This is a genomic window from Aliivibrio sp. S2TY2, assembly GCF_028765525.1.
GTDB lineage: Bacteria > Pseudomonadota > Gammaproteobacteria > Enterobacterales > Vibrionaceae > Aliivibrio > Aliivibrio finisterrensis_A.
This window is the reverse complement of sequence record NZ_JARACS010000007.1, coordinates 154,173-172,319: the sequence shown is the minus strand read 5'-3', so window position 1 is coordinate 172,319 and position 18,147 is coordinate 154,173. Positions and strand designations below refer to the sequence as shown.

Below are 18,147 nucleotides of genomic sequence, written 5' to 3'. Positions count from 1 at the left end.
AATGGAAGTCTTATGCGTATTGCGGGTTAGTTTTTTCTGTGTCGATATTGAATTTAGCAATAGCTTCTGTAACAACAGATTTCTCAATATCACCACGTTTCACTAATTCAGTTAGAGCAGCAACAACTACGTAGCCTGCGTTAACTTCGAAGTGACGACGTAGGTTCTCACGGCTGTCTGAACGACCAAAACCATCAGTACCAAGTACTTTGTAAGATTCAGTTGGCATAAATGCACGTACTTGTTCAGCGTAGTTCTTCATGTAATCTGTCGCAGCGATTGCTGGTTCGTTACCAAGAACAGTTGTGATGTACGGTACTTTCGCTTCTGCTTCTGGGTGTAGCATGTTGTAACGCTCTGCATCTTGACCGTCACGAGTTAGTTCGTTGAACGATGTTACAGAGAATATATCAGACGCTACGCCGTACTCTTCACTTAGGATTTGTGCCGCTTTACGTACTTCGTTCATGATAGTACCAGAGCTCATTAACTGAACTTTAGCTTTAGCACCAGCGTGAGATTCAAGCTTGTAGATACCTTTACGGATGCCTTCTTCTGCGCCTTCTGGCATTGCTGGCATTGCGTAGTTTTCATTCATTACTGTTAGGTAGTAGTAAATGTTTTCTTGGTTCTCACCATACATACGACGGATACCGTCTTGCATGATTACCGCTAGCTCGTAAGCAAACGTTGGGTCATAAGAAATACAGTTAGGAACTGTGTTTGCCATGATGTGTGAGTGACCATCTTCGTGTTGTAGACCTTCACCGTTTAGCGTTGTACGACCAGCAGTAGCACCTAATAGGAAACCACGTGCTTGTTGGTCACCCGCTAACCATGCCATGTCACCAATACGTTGGAAACCGAACATTGAGTAGTAGATGTAGAATGGGATCATTGGAAGATCGTTAGTGCTGTATGATGTTGCAGCAGCAACCCAAGACGCCATTGAACCTAATTCGTTGATACCTTCTTGAAGAACTTGGCCTGATGTTGCTTCTTTGTAGTAAGAAACAATGCCTTTATCTTCAGGAGTGTATGCCTGACCGTGTGGATTGTAGATACCAATCTGACGGAACAGACCTTCCATACCGAATGTACGCGCTTCATCACAGATGATAGGAACAATGTTTTTACCGATGTTCTTATTTTTCAGTAGGATATTTAACGTACGAACGTAAGCCATCGTTGTAGAGATGTCACGTTTTTGCTCACCTAGTAGGGGAGCAAACTCTTCAAGTTCAGGCACTTTAAATTCTTGAGTGAACTTAGGTAGACGCTTAGGCGTGTAACCTTGTAGTGCTTTACGACGAGCGTGTAAGTATTCGTATTCAGCAGAACCTTCTTCTAGTTTTAAGTAAGGAAGTTCAGCTACTTTCTCATCAGAAAGAATGTCTTGTAGACCTAGACGATCACGTAGGTATTGTACGTGAGTCATGTCCATTTTCTTAACACCGTGTGCGATGTTTTTGCCTTCTGCAGCATCACCCATGCCGTAACCTTTAACTGTTTTAGCTAGGATTACTGTAGGTTTACCACCTGTTTCTTTTGCATTATTAAATGCAGCAAACAGTTTAGAAGAATCATGACCACCACGCTTCAATTCGAAGATTTGATCGTCAGTCATGTCAGCGACTAATGCAGCTGTTTCTGGGTACTTACCAAAGAAGTGCTCACGTACGTATGCGCCATCTTTAGATTTAAATGTTTGGTAGTCACCATCGATAGTTTCATTCATTAGTTGAAGAAGCTTACCAGTCGTGTCTTTAGCTAGTAGAGAATCCCAGTTGCTACCCCAGATAACTTTAACAACGTTCCAACCTGCGCCTTTGAATAGACCTTCAAGTTCTTGGATGATGCTACCGTTACCCATTACTGGGCCGTCTAGACGCTGTAGGTTACAGTTGATTAGGAAACATAGGTTGTCCAGTTTTTCACGCGCAGCGAAAGAAATTGCACCACGAGATTCTGGCTCATCCATCTCACCATCACCTAAGAAAGCGTATACACGTTGAGCTGAAGTGTCTTTAAGACCACGACCATCAAGGTACTTAAGGAAACGCGCTTGATAGATAGCAGAAATTGGACCAAGACCCATAGATACCGTAGGGAACTGCCAGAATTCAGGCATTAGTTTAGGGTGCGGGTATGAAGGAATACCTTTACCATCAACTTCTTGACGGAAGTTATCCAGTTGCTCTTCAGTTAAGCGGCCTTCAACGAATGCACGAGAGTAGATACCTGGAGAGATATGACCTTGGTAATAAACTAAATCACCACCATCTTTCTCATTAGGAGCTCGGAAGAAGTGGTTGAAACATACTTCGTAGAATGCAGCAGCAGATTGGTAAGATGCCATGTGGCCACCTAGATCCAAATCTTTCTTAGAAGCACGTAGAACGATCATGATAGCGTTCCAACGAATAATTGAACGGATACGACGCTCAAGAGTAACATCACCTGGGTACGCAGGTTCTTGCGTTGCAGGGATGGTATTGATGTAGTTAGTATTGATACCTGTAGCCATATCAACACCATCTAAACGAGCTTTATCAAGAACTTGCTCTAATAGATACTGGGCGCGTTCAACACCCTCTTCACGTACAACTGACTCAAGTGCTTCTAACCAATCTTGAGTTTCTAGTGCATCAACGTCATGCTTCATGTCAGACATGCGAGCTATCCTTTTATTTGTTGGTTCAAATAGGGTGACAATGAAATGGACCGAATTAATCCATATCATTACTTTGTTGAATTCGACGAAGCGAGCACTCTCTACGGCTCTCCTCTTTTGTCAATTCCAACAATGTTTCTTCAATATAAGCAAGATGTGAGTGCGACGCCAAACGAGCCTCTTCAGGCTTCCCTGACACTATCGCTTCTACAATCTCCGCTCTATGCTCTCTTACCTTTTCTACCACCGATTCACGACGATTTAATAGGGTAAAATTTTGTAATACATTTTGTTCAAGCAAAGGCTCCAGGCTACGTACCATGTGAAGTAATACCACATTGTGCGCTGATTCTGTCACCGTTATAAGATAGTTCATAACAGCGGAAGCTTCCGCTTTAATATCCCCATCTTGTTGTGCTTGCTGGATTAAATAATGTGACTCTTTAATCCGCTTAAAATCTTCGTCATTACCACGTAAAGCAGCGTAATAAGCTGAAATACCTTCCAGCGCATGGCGCGATTCGAGTAAATCAAATTGTGTTTCAGGATGCGTCGCTAATAAATCTAACAACGGCTCTGAAAAACTTTGCCATAAGCCCTTATTAACAAAAGTGCCACCACCTTGGCGACGAGTTAATAAATGCTTCGCTTCTAAACGTTGTATCGCCTCCCTAACTGAGGGGCGAGAGACATCAAACTGTTTCGCTAACTCTCTTTCTGCTGGTAATTTCTGACCTGGGGAAAGAGTTCCTTCTAAAATCAGCCGTTCAAGCTCTTGCTCGATTACATCAGACAGCTTTGGCTGACGTATCCTTTGATATGTCATCGTAGCTCGACCTAATTTAAGTTGATTACTTCTCACATTACCGTGAGTCATTCGTCACTTTAAATAATTGGTATTACCAATTTAATTTGAGAGGCAATTTATCATTAAAAAAGGGAATTTGTCTAGATAAAAGTTGATTTGAATCATGGAACAGAGTTGATTTACACCTTTAATTAACATTACGAAAACATGGTGTTTATAATTGGTATGACCAATTGGATTTTCACAATAAATAAAACCGCTTCAAAATTAAGAAAAAACAATAAAAAATCATACCGCTAACTCCTTCTATTTCCTTAACTTATGGTATTTATCCCAATTAAATGAAAGGCCAGGATCACTCTTTCTAAACGGGGCAATATACTGGTGACCTGTAATTCTTTCATCTCTTATCAATGGGTAAGCGCCTTGTAGCACGTTTGTTACGGCAGCCAGGCTTTCATATTGTTCTTGCGTGTATGCCGTAAAATCAGTGCCTTCTAACTCAATACCAATACTAAAATCATTACAACGTGAACGACCTGCAAATGAAGATGCCCCTGCATGCCAAGCCCTTGCATTAAATGGGACAAATTGAATGACGCTACCATCTCGTCTAATTAGGCAATGAGCTGATACTCTAAACTGATAAATAACGCTAAAGAATGGGTGTTCATTAGGATCTAACGTTCCTGTAAATAACTGCTCTATATACGGCCCGCCAAATTGCCCTGGTGGCAAACTGATATTATGGACAACCAATAATGAAATATCTTTATCATCAGGACGCTCGTCATAAAATGGTGAGACGACATGATTTGCTTCATTAAGCCAATGATCTGTTGATAAAGTGAATATCATCATTTATTCCCGTTCAAATTAAACTAATCTTTGTATCTTATGATGAAATTCTGCTCTAGCGCGAGTATTATTGTCGCCATAATCCTATTTCACACATTCAATGGACCTTACCATGATCAAAACCCATGATAGCGCCTCTCGCCTTGAGTATTTAAAACAACAGCTTCCCGCAGAAATCACTCGTGCGGTTTCTGACACATTACGTGAGGATTTAGGCGGTACATTAGAGGTAAGTACAGATATCACAGCAAGTTTAATCGCTGAAGATACGCACTCTGTAGCGACCATCATCACTCGTGAACATGGTGTGTTTTGTGGAAAAATGTGGGCCGATGAAGTCTTTAAACAACTAGGCGGTACCGTTTCTATTGAATGGCATGTAGAAGATGGTGATAAGGTAGAGCCAAACCAAACGCTTTGTACGTTAACAGGCCCAGCTCGCACACTATTAACCGGTGAGCGTAATGCAATGAACTTTATTCAAACCCTATCTGGGTGCTCAACCGTAACAGCAACCTACGCTGAAAAAATTGCACACACCAAATGCCGCCTGCTTGATACTCGTAAAACCATTCCGGGTTTACGCAGTGCATTAAAATATGCTGTCGCTTGTGGCGGTGGTTTCAATCACCGTATTGGCGTATTTGATGCCTACTTAATTAAAGAGAATCACATCATCGCGTGTGGCGGAATTGAAAAAGCGATTTCAACAGCAAAAGAACTTAACCCTGGTAAACCAGTAGAAGTGGAAACTGAAAGTTTAGAAGAACTGCAACAAGCGATTAATGCAGGGGCTGACATTATCATGCTCGATAACTTCACCACTGACATGATGCGTGAAGCAGTAAAAATTAACGCTGGTCGTGCCGCACTAGAAAACTCTGGTAATGTCACTTTAGATACGATTGCTGAGTTTGCAGAAACAGGGGTTGATTACATCTCTGTTGGCGCACTAACAAAACACCTTAAAGCCATGGATTTATCGATGCGTTTTAAGTAAATAGTCGTATTATCAATAAACAAAAAGTCAGCAACTTGCTGGCTTTTTTTTATTACACAATCCCCCTCTTATATCTTTGATATTATTCACATAATTAACAACTCACCCAACAAGTTGAATAAATGTATTTAAATTAAGACTTGCGATCGGAAGCAAGGTTTAATTTATAACTTTTTGAAGTGAATCGTATTTGATTTTTTACGTTTACATTCATCACATTACAAACTTGTTACTCACTCGAAAGCCTCTCTTTTCTTTCTATCATATATCTCTATTCGTTTTACTATTTTACCCATTAAATAAAACATGAATCATCCCTGATTCATCTTGGAGAGAAATATGAAAAAGCGTCAAGGACAGAAAGGCTTTACCCTAATTGAATTAATGATTGTAGTTGCTGTAATTGGGGTGTTGTCAGCAATTGCTGTTCCGCAATATCAAAATTACGTTAAAAAATCTGAATTAGGGGCAGCTCTAGCAACAATAACCGCTTTAAAAGTAAATGTAGAAGATAGCATTGCAACCAATGGTCAGTTCCCTACAGTTGCTACTGGTGATATGGCTTCCAAATTAGGAGCATCAACAACAATTCTTGGTGTTTTAAGCACTGAAACAGGCGCTACAAGCTCTGCCGGACAAATAATCATAACTTTGGGTTCAGAAACTCAAAACAGTTCTCAAAAGTTAGCAATATCTAGAAATGATACAGGTTCTTGGAAATGTGTAACGGATATTGTTTCTTCTGCATCAGCAACATTTCCGAAAGGCTGTATTAATGGAAACATCTTACCATAATGCACACCAACCTTGCCTCTATCTTGCGTCAAGCTGAGTTAATCAGCGCGACGCAAGAAAGCAGCATCATAGAGTCAGTTAAAGCAGAAACGTACACCGTGCCTTCTGCTCTTTTAGCTCAGGGGATCTTTACTCCTGATGAACTGGTCAGTCACCTTGCTCAAATCTTTGGGCTTGAGGTGATCAATGTGACCCAATTTGATTACGCTGCCACTTGTCAAAAACTGGGGCTTCGCGATCTCATTACTCGTTACCAAGCCCTTCCTGTCAGTTATGACAATTGCACCATTCGTCTTGCTGTTGCCGATCCTAGTATTGCGCAAATAGAAGATGATTTTCGCTTTACCAGCGGAAAGCAAATTGAATTAATGCTTGCCGAACAAGGGCAGATCCAAGCTGCTATTCGTCGTGTCTACGGCGTTGGATTATCTGCAAGCAATAGCCAACATAAAGAGATAACTCAAGATGAGCTAGCTTCACTGGTTGATGTGTCACTTGATGAGATAAGCGCCACAGAAGATCTCAGCCAAGACGATGCCCCTGTCACTCGTTTTATTAACCAAATTTTATTAGAAGCGGTCCGAAAAGGGGTTTCAGATATTCATTTTGAGCCCTACGAAGAAAGCTACCGTGTGCGTTTTCGTTGCGATGGGATCTTAGTAGAGAACAGCTCACCCTCTTCACATTTAAGTCGCCGTCTTTCTGCTCGCTTAAAGATCATGGCTAAACTTGATATTGCAGAGCGCCGCTTACCACAAGATGGTCGTATAAAGCTCAAATTGAATAATGACATATCCATCGATATGCGTGTCTCTTCACTTCCCACGCTATGGGGAGAAAAAATTGTTTTACGTCTGCTAGATAGCAGCGCAGCAAGTTTAGATATTGATAAATTAGGCTACAGCGACAAACAAAAAGAGCTTTATCTTAACGCATTAAAACGCCCCCAAGGGATGATATTAATGACTGGTCCTACAGGCAGCGGCAAAACCGTCTCTCTCTACTCTGGTTTAAACATTTTAAATACCACCGAAAAAAACATATCCACCGCTGAAGATCCGGTTGAGATTAATCTTAATGGGGTAAACCAAGTACAAGTCGCACCTAAAATCGGTTTTACTTTTGCCCATGCCTTACGCTCTTTTTTACGACAAGATCCAGACATCGTCATGGTAGGGGAAATTAGAGATCTTGAAACAGCAGAAATCGCAGTAAAAGCAGCCCAAACAGGACACTTAGTGCTGTCTACCTTACACACTAATTCCGCAGCAGAAACCGTCGTTCGCTTAGGCAATATGGGAATAGAGAACTTCAACCTTGCCTCTTCTCTTAGCTTAATTATCGCCCAACGCTTAGCAAGAAGACTTTGCCCTCACTGTAAAGAGATTGACAACCTCAGCTCAGAAACAAGAGAAGAGTATGGAATCGATTTATTAAGTACTGTTTTTAAAGCTCGGCTTGAGGGCTGTAATGAATGTACTCATGGGTACTCAGGCCGTATTGGTATTTATGAAGTTATGCCTTTCACTCGAGAACTGTCTATTGCGATCCTTAAAGGAGCAACGGTAAGACAAATAGAACAAATCGCGGTTAACCAAGGCATGGATAATCTTGCAACCTCAGGCATAAAACGTCTTGAAGATGGCACGACAAGCTTACAAGAGCTTACTCGTGTTCTTTACTTTTAATTCTTAAGTAAGTCATTTCTCATGCTAAAACAAAAAACAAAAATAAAAACGCAGACCCTACATAATTTCCAATGGCGTGGCATCAATAACACGGGGAAAAAAGTATCAGGGAAATTACTTGCCCTTACCGAAATAGAAGTCAGGGCAAAGCTCAATGAGCAAAGCATTCAAATAAAGAAAATTAAAAAGCGCAGAATTTCTAGCTTAGAAAAAATGAAACACACCGTTAAACGAAAAGACATCACCCTTTTCACTCGCCAGTTAGCGACAATGCTTAGTGCGGGTGTTCCTATCGTTCAATCATTGCAACTCATCGCTGAAAACAATATTAAAGCTGAAATGAAATCCATACTCAATCAAGTCTGTTTATCAATAGAGGCGGGAACTCAACTTTCAAAAGCACTCGCTACCAGTTGCTCTCATTTTGATTCTTTTTATATTGATTTAGTCGCGACAGGAGAAGAGACAGGCAGTTTATCGCACGCCTTTTCTCGTTTAGCGGAATACCGAGAAAAGAGTGAAGCATTACGAGCAAAAGTCGTCAAAGCGATGATATACCCGACCATGGTTTTTTCTATCGCGATTGCGGTTACCGTTTTAATGCTGGTGTTTGTTATTCCAGAATTTGAGGCCATTTTTAAAGGGTTTGGCGCCGCACTGCCTTGGTTTACCCAGCAAGTTGTCAATGCTTCTCATTTTCTGCAAAATTATGGTTTTTGGATTATCTTAACCTTACTATTACTGACAGCCTCACTGCGTTTATTAAGCAAAAAATCTTATGCCTTTCGTCGGTTTATCAATCGACATTGTTTGCAGATCCCGATCATCGGTCCGGTACTGTCTAAAGCCGCTATCGCTAAATTTAGTCGAACATTAGCCACCAGTTTTAGTTCAGGATTGCCTATTTTGCATAGCTTACAAACCACCAGTAAAACCGCTGGAAACCTTTATTATCAAGAAGCCATACAATCAGTACAGCAGAATACCGCGGCAGGAATGCCCCTCTATTTAGCCATGCGCCACACCCAAGCCTTTCCTGAAATGGTATTGCAAATGGTCATGATTGGTGAAGAATCGGGAAAATTAGACGATATGTTGAACAAAGTAGCATTTGTATATGAAGATGATGTTGATAATACCGTTGATAATTTAGGAAAAATTCTTGAGCCCTTTATTATTCTCTTCTTAGGGATAATGATCGGTGGTTTAGTTGTATCAATGTACTTGCCTATCTTTAATCTAATGAGTGTGATTGGTTAAAAAATAAAGAGTAGAACCGTAAATAAAGACTCTTCACTACTTCATTTTTGGGAATTCTGATACCATCAGCCCTATATACTTAATCTCATTTTGGACGTCCTTTCATGGCTGTTTTTGATTACTACCCTTGGCTTTTTCCTCTCTTTGCTACTCTATTTGGTTTATTGGTTGGTAGCTTTCTCAATGTGGTGATTTATCGCCTCCCTATTATGATGGAGAGAGAGTGGAAAAAAGAGTGTATTGATTGCTTTCCGGACTTAACGTCAAAGAATAAGCCAGAGAAAACGGAAGAAACATTTAACTTAAGTGTTCCTCGTTCTCGTTGCCCAAAATGCAATACTCAAATTAAATTTTATGACAACATCCCTGTCATTAGCTGGTTATTATTAAGGGGTAAGTGCCGTCAATGCAGTAATCCGATCAGTTTTCGCTATCCTGCAATTGAATTACTCTCAGGAGCCATGTGCTTTACGGTTTCTTATCTATTTCCTTTTTCTTACTTTGCCATTGCCGCGGTTATATTTACCTTGGTGCTTATCGCCCTAACATTTATCGATATAGACACCATGCTACTGCCGGATCAAATCACTTTACCTTTATTATGGTCAGGTCTTTATTTAGCCTTAGTGGGTTGGAGTCCGGTAAGTTTAACCGATGCAGTCATTGGTGCGATGGCTGGCTACCTTATTTTATGGTCAATTTATTGGGGCTTTAAATTACTTACTGGCAAGGAAGGCATGGGATATGGGGACTTTAAATTACTCGCTGCACTTGGTGCTTGGCTCGGTTGGCAGCAATTGCCTTTAGTTGTTTTACTTTCTTCTGTTGTCGGTGCGATCATTGGTATTGCAATGTTAAGTGCTCAGAAGAAAGGGCTAGATAAAGCCATCCCATTCGGCCCTTACTTAGCCATTGCTGGTTGGATTTGCTTACTGTGGGGACAACAAATTGGACAATGGTATTTCACTACAATCTTAGGCTTTCCATTATGAGTTATGTCGTTGCTATTACCGGCGGAATTGGCAGTGGGAAAACCACGGTCGCCAATACTTTTCAAAACAATCACGGGATTTCTATTGTTGATGCCGATATCATTGCTCGTGAAGTCGTAGAACCAAATACCAAAGGCTTAATGTCGATTACAGAGCATTTTGGGCCGTCCATTTTATTACCAAACGGACAGTTAAATCGAGCAGAGCTAAGACAGCGTATTTTTTCAAATCCAACCGAGAAAGAATGGCTGAATAATTTACTTCATCCACTGATAAGAGAGCAAATGCAGCATCAGCTTTCATTATCAACCTCCTGCTACACCTTATTGGTTGTTCCGCTATTGGTTGAAAATCAATTGCAATATTTAGCAAATCGCGTGCTTGTTGTTGATGTTTTGGAGCAAACTCAAATTAATCGAACGGCAAATCGTGATAAAGTAAATATAGAACAAATTAAAGCGGTTCTTGCTTCACAGGCCTCACGAGAAGAGCGATTAGCCATTGCTGATGATGTAATCAAGAATGATCACACTATTTACGATTTAGACAGTGAAATAGCTCTGCTACATAATAAATATCTGTTATTGTCTCAAACATCTATAAATAAAGAACATTAATAACAACTATGAATGGATCAGCTATGCAAAGGTTTGAACACCCTTTAAATGAAAGGACTCGAATTTATTTACGAATTGAATCTCTATTTCGTAAACTTGGGCATTCTGCTGATCTAACTCAGCCATTTGAGTATCAAGTTTTCTTTAGTTCTCTTTTTAATATGCTTGATATTTTAGAGCAGGTGCAAGTCAAAGCCGAACTGGGTAAAGATTTAGAAAAACTTCGTCTGCAATATCGCGCTTGGATGGATATCGAAGGTGTTGACCAATCAGCGTTACTTTCTGTTTTAGAGCAAATTAGTCAGGTTCATTATAACCTAATGCAAACAACTCGACCTGGCCACTCTTTAAAAGAAGATCGCTTTCTATCTGCATTAAAACAACGATTTTTTATTCCAGGTGGCGATTGCTGCTTTGATTTACCTGCACTTCACCATTGGTTACACCTTCCTTTAGAAGTTCGTTGCCGAAATACACATAACTGGATGTCTCAATTACTTTCTCTCTCTGATGCGTTGTCATTATGGCTACGATTAACACGAGAAACCGCACGTTTCGAGCCACAAATTGCACGTAATGGCTTTATGCAAAGTGAGATGGAAAATGCAAACTTACTGCGCTTAGAAATACCTATTGAGCAAGGGGTTTATCCAATGATTTCTGGGCATAAGAGCCGTTTTGCGTTACGATTTATGTCTTTTGAAACCAATAAGAATTGCGAAAAAGACATTGAGTTTACGCTTGCTGTCTGTTGAGGAACCCATGTCAGAATCAAACAACATTCAACCAACTATTGTTAAATGCCCAACATGCCAAGCTGCTGTTACTTGGAACGAAGAAAGTCAATTTCGTCCTTTCTGTAGCAAAAAATGCCAAATGATTGATTTTGGTGAATGGGCTGATGAAGAAAAATCGATTCCTGGCGCTCCAGACATGTCAGATTCTGATGGTTGGTCTGAAGACCAATACTAATTCCAATAAAAAAGCGATCATCCGGATCGCTTTTTTTATATCGACTTAAACGATATGGCTTATGATTAACTAAACAGCTCAATGACTTTATTTAATACGGGTACATTCGCTTCAGGAAAATCATAGCCTTTAAGCTCTGAAATTGATACCCATAACCCTTCTTGCCCTTCTTTTCCATAAGGCAGATCCTCAAACTGGGTCACAGTGAAAAAATCAAAGTAGAGTGATTTATCAGGGTAATCGTGATTTAGCGATTCAAATAAATCGAGTTCTGTTGAGTTAATACCAATCTCTTCATACAACTCTCTAATAAGCGCCTGCTCTGCACTTTCACCAACTTCAACCTTACCACCAGGAAACTCCCAAAAGCCTCCTTTATGCGCTTTATCTGGGCGTTTAGTAATAAAGACTTGGTTCTTTTCTGCATTTAAAATGATTGCTGCAACTATATGTAATCGCTTCATGTATAGCCTTTCCTATCTCTATATCACGCTTATAAAAAAGCCGCTAAATGATAGCGGCTTTTATTTTTCAATTAATATCAATAACAGTAAGTATTAGCTAGATCTTACCGTGACATTGTTTGTATTTCTTACCAGAGCCGCATGGGCAAGGTTCATTTCGACCCACTTTGCGCTCATCTCGAACTACTGGTGTGTGGTTTTCATCTGACGATTCACCATCATCTAATTGGTTTTCAGCATTCTGGTGTTGAAGTTGCTGGCGACGAGCTGCTGCTTCTGCTTGTTGGCGACGCTGCTCTTCCATACGCTCTACATCTTCTTGTTGCTGCACGCGTACTTTACTTAAAATAGAGACAACATCATATTTTAACGTATCTAGCAGGCCTTCAAACAACTCAAACGACTCACGCTTGTACTCTTGTTTCGGGTTTTTCTGAGCGTAACCACGTAAATGAATACCTTGGCGTAGATGATCCATCGCAGCTAAGTGCTCTTTCCATAACCCATCAAGTGTTTGTAGCATAACTGCTTTTTCAAAGTTACGCAGAACCGATTCGCCTACTGACTCTTCTTTCTCTTTGTAAACTTGAATTGAAGCTTCAATGATCTTCTCACGTAAGTTATCTTCGTGAAGTTTATCATCGCTATCCAACCACTCTTGCAATGGAAGATCTAAATCAAAATCAGCACGTAGACGAGTCGTTAGACCTTCTACGTCCCACATTTCTTCAAGAGATTGAGGTGGAATATATTGACCAAATAACCCTTCAAGAACTTCTTGACGGTTATAACCGATCATTTCACTGATATCATCAACGTTCATTAACTCATCACGCAGTTCGTAAACGACTTTACGTTGATCGTTAGCAACATCATCGTATTCAAGTAATTGCTTACGAATGTCGAAGTTACGGCCTTCAACTTTACGCTGCGCGTTCTCAATTGCTTTTGTTACCCATGGATGTTCAATCGCTTCACCTTCTTCCATACCTAGCTTTTTCATCATGCTAGATACGCGATCCGATGCAAAGATACGCATTAAAGCATCTTCCATTGATAGATAAAAACGTGAAGAACCCGCATCACCTTGACGACCAGCACGACCACGTAATTGGTTATCAATACGGCGAGATTCATGACGCTCTGTACCAATAATATGAAGACCGCCAGCAGCAAGAACAGCGTCATGCGCTTCTTTCCATGTAGCCTTTAATGCTTTGATTTGCTCTTCTGTTGGATCTGACAGTTTTGCAACCTCTGCCTGCCAGCTACCACCTAAAACAATATCTGTACCACGACCAGCCATGTTAGTTGCAATAGTTACCGCACTTGATGTACCTGCATTTGCAACGATGTCTGCTTCTTTTTCATGGAATTTAGCATTAAGTACATTATGCTTAATTTTTGCTTTTTTCAGTGCATTTGAAAGCAGTTCTGATTTCTCGATTGAAACGGTACCAACAAGTACAGGTTGACCACGCTCAGAACAACCTTTGATATCTTCAATGATTGCAGCAAATTTCTCGGCTTCAGTCATGTAGACCAAATCACCCATATCATTACGTGCCATCGGACGGTTTGTTGGTATAACTACCGTATCTAGGCCGTAAATAGATTGGAATTCAAATGCTTCGGTATCAGCAGTACCTGTCATGCCTGACAGTTTATCGTACAGACGGAAGAAGTTTTGGAACGTAATAGAAGCCAATGTTTGGTTTTCGTTCTGAATTTTCACCCCTTCTTTTGCTTCAACAGCTTGGTGTAAACCTTCAGACCAACGACGACCCGGCATTGTACGGCCAGTATGTTCATCTACAATGATAACTTCATCGTCTTTTACGATGTAATCAACGTCTTTTTCAAATAACACATGCGCGCGTAAAGCGGCATTAATATGATGAAGTAGGCTAATGTTTGCTGGAGAGTACAGAGTATCTTCTTGCTCCATCAAGCCTGCATCTTTTAGAAGTTGCTCAACAAATTCTTGACCATTTTCTGTTAGGTGCGTTTGTTTTCCCTTTTCATCTAGCGTGTAGTGGCCTTCACCACGATATTCTTCGCTATCTTCTTCATCTTGTTTTACAAGTTGAGGAATTAGGGTGTTGATTCGTGTATATAATTCAGAGCTATCTTCAGCAGGACCTGAAATGATAAGAGGAGTACGAGCTTCATCGATTAAGATTGAATCCACTTCATCGACTACTGCAAAATAGCGCTCACGTTGAACACGGTCTTCCGCACGGAAAGCCATATTGTCACGTAGATAATCGAAACCAAACTCGTTATTTGTACCATATAAAATATCACATAAATACGCTTGCTTTTTCTCAGGTGGAGCCATGTTTGGTACGTTAACACCAACCGTCATTCCTAAGAATTCAAAAAGTTCACGGTTTGTTTCAGCATCACGCTTTGCAAGATAATCATTTACAGTAACAACATGAACACCTTTTCCTGTCAGTGCGTTCAAATAACATGGTAGTGTTGCTGTTAATGTTTTACCTTCACCAGTACGCATCTCTGCGATTTGGCTATTGTTTAGCACCATGCCACCAATCATTTGAACATCAAAATGGCGCATGCCATACAAACGTTTTGATGCTTCACGAACCGTTGCAAATGCTTCTGGTAGTAAATTGTCTAATTCTTCGCCTTGTTCTAGACGTGCACGGAACTCGATTGTTTTCGCTTTCAATTCTTCGTCTTGTAATGATTCGAATTGCGGCTCAAGCTTATTAATTTGATCTACGATTTTACGTAGTTTGCGTAATGTTCGATCATTACGGCTACCGATAACTTTTGTTAGAATTTTAGAAAACATGATTCCGTTGCTTCTCTTTATCTCTTGATCATTACTGATCGGTTTATTCTGAAATGTGAATCAATCGCCTAGAGAATGTACTCTAAGAAAAATACTTCTTTATATACTTATCTTATGGGGATCAGCCCTTGATTTTTCAAGGCCTACTCTGATTCTTGTGTTGCTAGTCATCATAAGTAATAATTAACAAAGTATAAGCGATATCGTTAAGCAATCCTAAGTTAAATCCGTAGAGTTTGATTTCAATTCTGAAAAATTCAGATCTAATTGGCATTTATGACTTTTTCTTTGATAAAACCCTATTAAATAACGCCCTTGTTGTGAGAATTCCTGATGATGCGAGACCACAGACCCCAACCTGCAAATGATTTTTTTAATAATACCCGCTTTAAAGATCTGCAAGAAAAAGCGATTATTTTATCTAAGCTGTCGCATGTACTAAAAGATGCGCTACCTAAAGGGTGTGAAGATCATTGCCGTGTGGCAAATTATCGCCAAGGATCTTTAGTGATCGAGGTATCGAGCAGCGTTTGGGCAACTCGGATTAATTATGAAAGAATCTCTATTTTATCGGCTTTTCGAAAACATGGTTTACCAGGGCTTTCTAACTTAGAAGTAAAGATCAACCCTGATCTCGCTCGATCTTTTGTCGGTGAAAAACCGGCCGTTTATAAATCAGAGAAACAAGCAAAACGCGAGCTATCTGCAGCGGCGGCAAGCGCATTAGAAATGGTCGCAGAAACTGCCTCTCCTAAATTAAAAAAACGCTTAGAAAGCCTAGCTGCATTAGCGAATAAGAAGTAAGAAGTAAGAAGTAAGAAGTAAGAAGTAAGAAGTAAGAAGTAAGAAGTAAGAATATATTAGATATAAAAAAGCCAAGCAAACTGCTTGGCTTTTTTAATTTGATGATGGTCTAGGCAAGTACCATTCCTGGCTGCATAAATGCAACAGGTGACTCTTGCTCATCTTCAATGGTTGTCCACTCCCATGCTTCTTGATCTGCAAGAACAGCACGAAGTAACTGATTATTCAGAGCATGACCTGATTTATAAGCGCTTAATTCACCCAAGATACTATGACCACACATATATAGGTCGCCTACAGCATCTAGAACTTTATGCGTTACAAATTCATTATCAAAACGTAACCCGTCTTCATTTAGAATACGGTAATCATCTAGTACGATTGCACAATCAAAACTACCACCTAAACATAGGTTTTGTGATTGTAAGTACTCAATATCACGCATAAACCCGAAAGTTCGAGCTCGAGAGATATCTTTGATGAACGATTGGCTTGAAAAATCAAACACTAATTTTTGATCATCAGAATCAATCGCAGGGTGATTGAAGTCAATAGTGAAATCTAAACGGAAGCCGTTATATGGACGAATTTCCGCCCACTTATCACCATCTTCAATGCGAACAGGTTTCTTAATACGAATGAATTTCTTCGCTGTATTAAGTTCTTCAATACCCGCAGATTGTAAAAGATAAACAAAAGGACTTGCGCTGCCATCCATAATAGGAATTTCAGGAGCATCAACTTCAATAACAACGTTATCAATGCCCATGCCTGCTAGTGCAGCATTTAAGTGCTCAACCGTTGAGATTCTTACGCCTTCATCATTAACTAACGCTGTACATAACATAGTATCGCGTACTGACTCTGGGTCCGCAGGGAAATCTACTGGTGGATTAAGGTCTGTACGACGATAAATAACACCTGTATTTGCAGCTGCTGGACGAAGAGTAAGCGTAACTTTACGGCCTGAGTGTAAACCCACGCCTGTCATTTGTACGATACTTTTCAGTGTACGTTGTCTGATCATATGCTCATCTCAACTATAAATATGCTTGATTTCAAACCAATTCTAAGAACTGGTCTGACATTTTAGCACACAAATTTCTATAAAACCAAATCGTTTGATGATTAATTAGTCAGCTTGACGTCGTAGAAACGCAGGGATATCCAAATAATCTTCTTTTTGATCTGGTTTAGCTTGTGCTGCACCCGCATTTTGTACACCAGCTGCTGGTGACGTTGATGATGCAGCAGGTTTAGTTGCTTGCACATTTTGTGCCGCTTTCTCTACTGTTGGTTCAACAACTGCGGCTTTTGGCTGTACAGGTGTTTGAACAACAGGTTGTGCTGCTGGTGCCGGTGTTGCCACTGGTTGAGCCGGTGCTGCTGCTTTATTTGTCACTAACGTGATTTCAGGCTTTTTTTCAGTGCCGATACCTGTAGCAACAACGGTAACACGGATCTCATCAGTCATATCAGGGTCAAGAGACGTACCAATAACTACCGTTGCGTTATCTGATGCGAATGCTTTAACTGTATTACCAACAGTTTCAAATTCATCAAGACGCATATCTAGACCAGCAGTGATGTTTACAAGAACGCCACGCGCACCAGCAAGATCGATATCTTCAAGTAATGGACTTGAAATCGCTTCTTCCGCTGCTTGTTCAGCACGATCTTCACCCACTGCGATACCACTACCCATCATTGCATGTCCCATTTCAGACATAACAGTGCGAACATCGGCGAAATCGACGTTGATCATACCAGGACGAGTAATCAGCTCAGCAATACCCTGAACCGCATTACGTAGAACATCATTCGCTTTTGCAAATGCTTCTAGTAAAGTGATGCCACGACCTAAAACTTTTAATAGCTTTTCGTTTGGAATCGTAATTAACGAGTCAACGTGTTTTGATAGCTCTTCAATGCCTTGCTCAGCAAAAGCAAGACGTTTACGGCCCTCAAAACTAAATGGTTTTGTAACAACAGCAACGGTTAGAATGTTTAGCTCTTTTGCTACTTCAGCAATAATTGGTGCCGCACCAGTACCAGTACCGCCACCCATACCCGCTGCGATAAATACCATATCGGCACCAGCAAGTACTTCTTTAAGTGCTTCACGATCTTCTAGAGCAGCATCACGACCTACTTGCGGGTTTGCACCAGCACCTAAGCCTTTTGTGATGTCTCCACCAATCTGAATTACTGTATTTACACTTGTCTTGCGAAGTGCTTGAGCATCAGTATTTACACTGATGAATTCAACCCCTTCAATTGACTCACGTACCATGTGCTCGATAGCATTACCGCCACCGCCACCTACACCAACAACTTTAATTACTGCGTCGTCGGACATTTCCATCATCGGCTCAAACATCTGTTCTCTCCGTT

16 protein-coding genes are annotated in these 18,147 nt (G+C 40.5%); 9 read left to right on the top strand and 7 right to left on the bottom strand.

Features of this window, described 5'->3' with window-relative positions; genetic code table 11:
- Window positions 1-10: 10 nt before the first annotated feature.
- The 3 genes from aceE to ampD all read right to left on the bottom strand — a co-directional run bounded on the left by aceE (window position 11) and on the right by ampD (window position 4,340).
- Window positions 11-2,674: a pyruvate dehydrogenase (acetyl-transferring), homodimeric type gene (aceE, locus tag PVK63_RS12780; protein WP_130087755.1), complete on the bottom strand. Its 2,664-nt coding sequence runs from the start codon at window positions 2,672-2,674 to the stop codon at window positions 11-13.
- 55 nt (window positions 2,675-2,729) lie between these two features.
- Window positions 2,730-3,500, bottom strand: a complete 771-nt coding sequence (pdhR, locus tag PVK63_RS12775) for a pyruvate dehydrogenase complex transcriptional repressor PdhR (RefSeq protein WP_130047198.1) — start codon at window positions 3,498-3,500, stop codon at window positions 2,730-2,732.
- A gap of 288 nt (window positions 3,501-3,788) precedes the next feature.
- The gene (gene ampD / locus PVK63_RS12770) at window positions 3,789-4,340 is read right to left on the bottom strand and encodes a 1,6-anhydro-N-acetylmuramyl-L-alanine amidase AmpD (RefSeq protein WP_130087810.1); all 552 of its coding nucleotides are present in this window, start codon (window positions 4,338-4,340) and stop codon (window positions 3,789-3,791) included.
- 112 nt (window positions 4,341-4,452) lie between these two features.
- Between ampD and nadC the strand changes: the two genes are divergently transcribed.
- The 8 genes from nadC (at window position 4,453) to yacG (ending at window position 11,664) form a co-directional block, all read left to right on the top strand.
- The gene (gene nadC / locus PVK63_RS12765; RefSeq protein WP_130087756.1) at window positions 4,453-5,340 is read left to right on the top strand and encodes a carboxylating nicotinate-nucleotide diphosphorylase; all 888 of its coding nucleotides are present in this window, start codon (window positions 4,453-4,455) and stop codon (window positions 5,338-5,340) included.
- Between the two features lie 339 nt (window positions 5,341-5,679).
- Window positions 5,680-6,135 (top strand): pilin, encoded by a 456-nt coding sequence (locus PVK63_RS12760; protein WP_130087757.1) that lies wholly within the window; start codon window positions 5,680-5,682, stop codon window positions 6,133-6,135.
- The gene (gene pilB, locus PVK63_RS12755) at window positions 6,135-7,823 is read left to right on the top strand and encodes a type IV-A pilus assembly ATPase PilB (RefSeq protein WP_130087758.1); all 1,689 of its coding nucleotides are present in this window, start codon (window positions 6,135-6,137) and stop codon (window positions 7,821-7,823) included. Before PVK63_RS12760 ends, pilB begins: the two co-directional genes overlap by 1 nt.
- A gap of 21 nt (window positions 7,824-7,844) precedes the next feature.
- Complete coding sequence (locus PVK63_RS12750; RefSeq protein WP_130087759.1) at window positions 7,845-9,083, top strand: type II secretion system F family protein; 1,239 nt, start codon at window positions 7,845-7,847, stop codon at window positions 9,081-9,083.
- A 104-nt stretch (window positions 9,084-9,187) separates the two neighbouring features.
- Window positions 9,188-10,075 carry a prepilin peptidase gene (locus PVK63_RS12745; protein ID WP_130087760.1) on the top strand — a complete coding sequence of 296 codons (888 nt, stop codon included), beginning with the start codon at window positions 9,188-9,190 and terminating at the stop codon, window positions 10,073-10,075.
- Window positions 10,072-10,692, top strand: a complete 621-nt coding sequence (gene coaE / locus PVK63_RS12740; protein ID WP_130047119.1) for a dephospho-CoA kinase — start codon at window positions 10,072-10,074, stop codon at window positions 10,690-10,692. The genes PVK63_RS12745 and coaE overlap by 4 nt, the downstream gene beginning before the upstream one ends.
- Before the next feature lie 8 nt (window positions 10,693-10,700).
- Entirely contained in the window at window positions 10,701-11,447 is a 747-nt protein-coding gene (gene zapD, locus PVK63_RS12735) for a cell division protein ZapD (RefSeq protein WP_130087761.1), read from the top strand.
- 7 nt (window positions 11,448-11,454) lie between these two features.
- Window positions 11,455-11,664: a DNA gyrase inhibitor YacG gene (gene yacG, locus PVK63_RS12730; protein WP_130043980.1), complete on the top strand. Its 210-nt coding sequence runs from the start codon at window positions 11,455-11,457 to the stop codon at window positions 11,662-11,664.
- A 65-nt stretch (window positions 11,665-11,729) separates the two neighbouring features.
- On the opposite strand, the gene mutT is transcribed toward yacG, so the two are convergent.
- Both mutT and secA read right to left on the bottom strand, forming a co-directional pair.
- Window positions 11,730-12,128: an 8-oxo-dGTP diphosphatase MutT gene (gene mutT / locus PVK63_RS12725; RefSeq protein WP_130047121.1), complete on the bottom strand. Its 399-nt coding sequence runs from the start codon at window positions 12,126-12,128 to the stop codon at window positions 11,730-11,732.
- 97 nt (window positions 12,129-12,225) lie between these two features.
- A complete protein-coding gene (gene secA, locus PVK63_RS12720; RefSeq protein WP_130087762.1) occupies window positions 12,226-14,949 on the bottom strand; it encodes a preprotein translocase subunit SecA in 2,724 nt (907 codons plus the stop codon).
- Between the two features lie 333 nt (window positions 14,950-15,282).
- Between secA and PVK63_RS12715 the strand changes: the two genes are divergently transcribed.
- Window positions 15,283-15,753: a DUF721 domain-containing protein gene (locus PVK63_RS12715; RefSeq protein WP_242504740.1), complete on the top strand. Its 471-nt coding sequence runs from the start codon at window positions 15,283-15,285 to the stop codon at window positions 15,751-15,753.
- 109 nt (window positions 15,754-15,862) lie between these two features.
- On the opposite strand, the gene lpxC is transcribed toward PVK63_RS12715, so the two are convergent.
- Together lpxC and ftsZ are read right to left on the bottom strand one after the other, a co-directional pair.
- The gene (gene lpxC / locus PVK63_RS12710) at window positions 15,863-16,780 is read right to left on the bottom strand and encodes a UDP-3-O-acyl-N-acetylglucosamine deacetylase (RefSeq protein ID WP_130043977.1); all 918 of its coding nucleotides are present in this window, start codon (window positions 16,778-16,780) and stop codon (window positions 15,863-15,865) included.
- Between the two features lie 105 nt (window positions 16,781-16,885).
- Window positions 16,886-18,133 carry a cell division protein FtsZ gene (ftsZ, locus tag PVK63_RS12705; RefSeq protein WP_130087763.1) on the bottom strand — a complete coding sequence of 416 codons (1,248 nt, stop codon included), beginning with the start codon at window positions 18,131-18,133 and terminating at the stop codon, window positions 16,886-16,888.
- Window positions 18,134-18,147 lie beyond the last annotated feature (14 nt).

Excerpts from the sequence above, each read along its gene's own strand:
- aceE (WP_130087755.1), bottom strand. The coding sequence starts at position 2,674 with ATGTCTGACATGAAGCATGACGTTGATGCACTAGAAACTCAAGATTGG.
- pdhR (WP_130047198.1), bottom strand. The coding sequence starts at position 3,500 with ATGACATATCAAAGGATACGTCAGCCAAAGCTGTCTGATGTAATCGAG.
- ampD (WP_130087810.1), bottom strand. The coding sequence starts at position 4,340 with ATGATATTCACTTTATCAACAGATCATTGGCTTAATGAAGCAAATCAT.
- nadC (WP_130087756.1), top strand. The coding sequence starts at position 4,453 with ATGATCAAAACCCATGATAGCGCCTCTCGCCTTGAGTATTTAAAACAA.
- PVK63_RS12760 (WP_130087757.1), top strand. The coding sequence starts at position 5,680 with ATGAAAAAGCGTCAAGGACAGAAAGGCTTTACCCTAATTGAATTAATG.
- pilB (WP_130087758.1), top strand. The coding sequence starts at position 6,135 with ATGCACACCAACCTTGCCTCTATCTTGCGTCAAGCTGAGTTAATCAGC.
- PVK63_RS12750 (WP_130087759.1), top strand. The coding sequence starts at position 7,845 with ATGCTAAAACAAAAAACAAAAATAAAAACGCAGACCCTACATAATTTC.
- PVK63_RS12745 (WP_130087760.1), top strand. The coding sequence starts at position 9,188 with ATGGCTGTTTTTGATTACTACCCTTGGCTTTTTCCTCTCTTTGCTACT.
- coaE (WP_130047119.1), top strand. The coding sequence starts at position 10,072 with ATGAGTTATGTCGTTGCTATTACCGGCGGAATTGGCAGTGGGAAAACC.
- zapD (WP_130087761.1), top strand. The coding sequence starts at position 10,701 with ATGAATGGATCAGCTATGCAAAGGTTTGAACACCCTTTAAATGAAAGG.
- yacG (WP_130043980.1), top strand. The coding sequence starts at position 11,455 with ATGTCAGAATCAAACAACATTCAACCAACTATTGTTAAATGCCCAACA.
- mutT (WP_130047121.1), bottom strand. The coding sequence starts at position 12,128 with ATGAAGCGATTACATATAGTTGCAGCAATCATTTTAAATGCAGAAAAG.
- secA (WP_130087762.1), bottom strand. The coding sequence starts at position 14,949 with ATGTTTTCTAAAATTCTAACAAAAGTTATCGGTAGCCGTAATGATCGA.
- PVK63_RS12715 (WP_242504740.1), top strand. The coding sequence starts at position 15,283 with ATGATGCGAGACCACAGACCCCAACCTGCAAATGATTTTTTTAATAAT.
- lpxC (WP_130043977.1), bottom strand. The coding sequence starts at position 16,780 with ATGATCAGACAACGTACACTGAAAAGTATCGTACAAATGACAGGCGTG.
- ftsZ (WP_130087763.1), bottom strand. The coding sequence starts at position 18,133 with ATGTTTGAGCCGATGATGGAAATGTCCGACGACGCAGTAATTAAAGTT.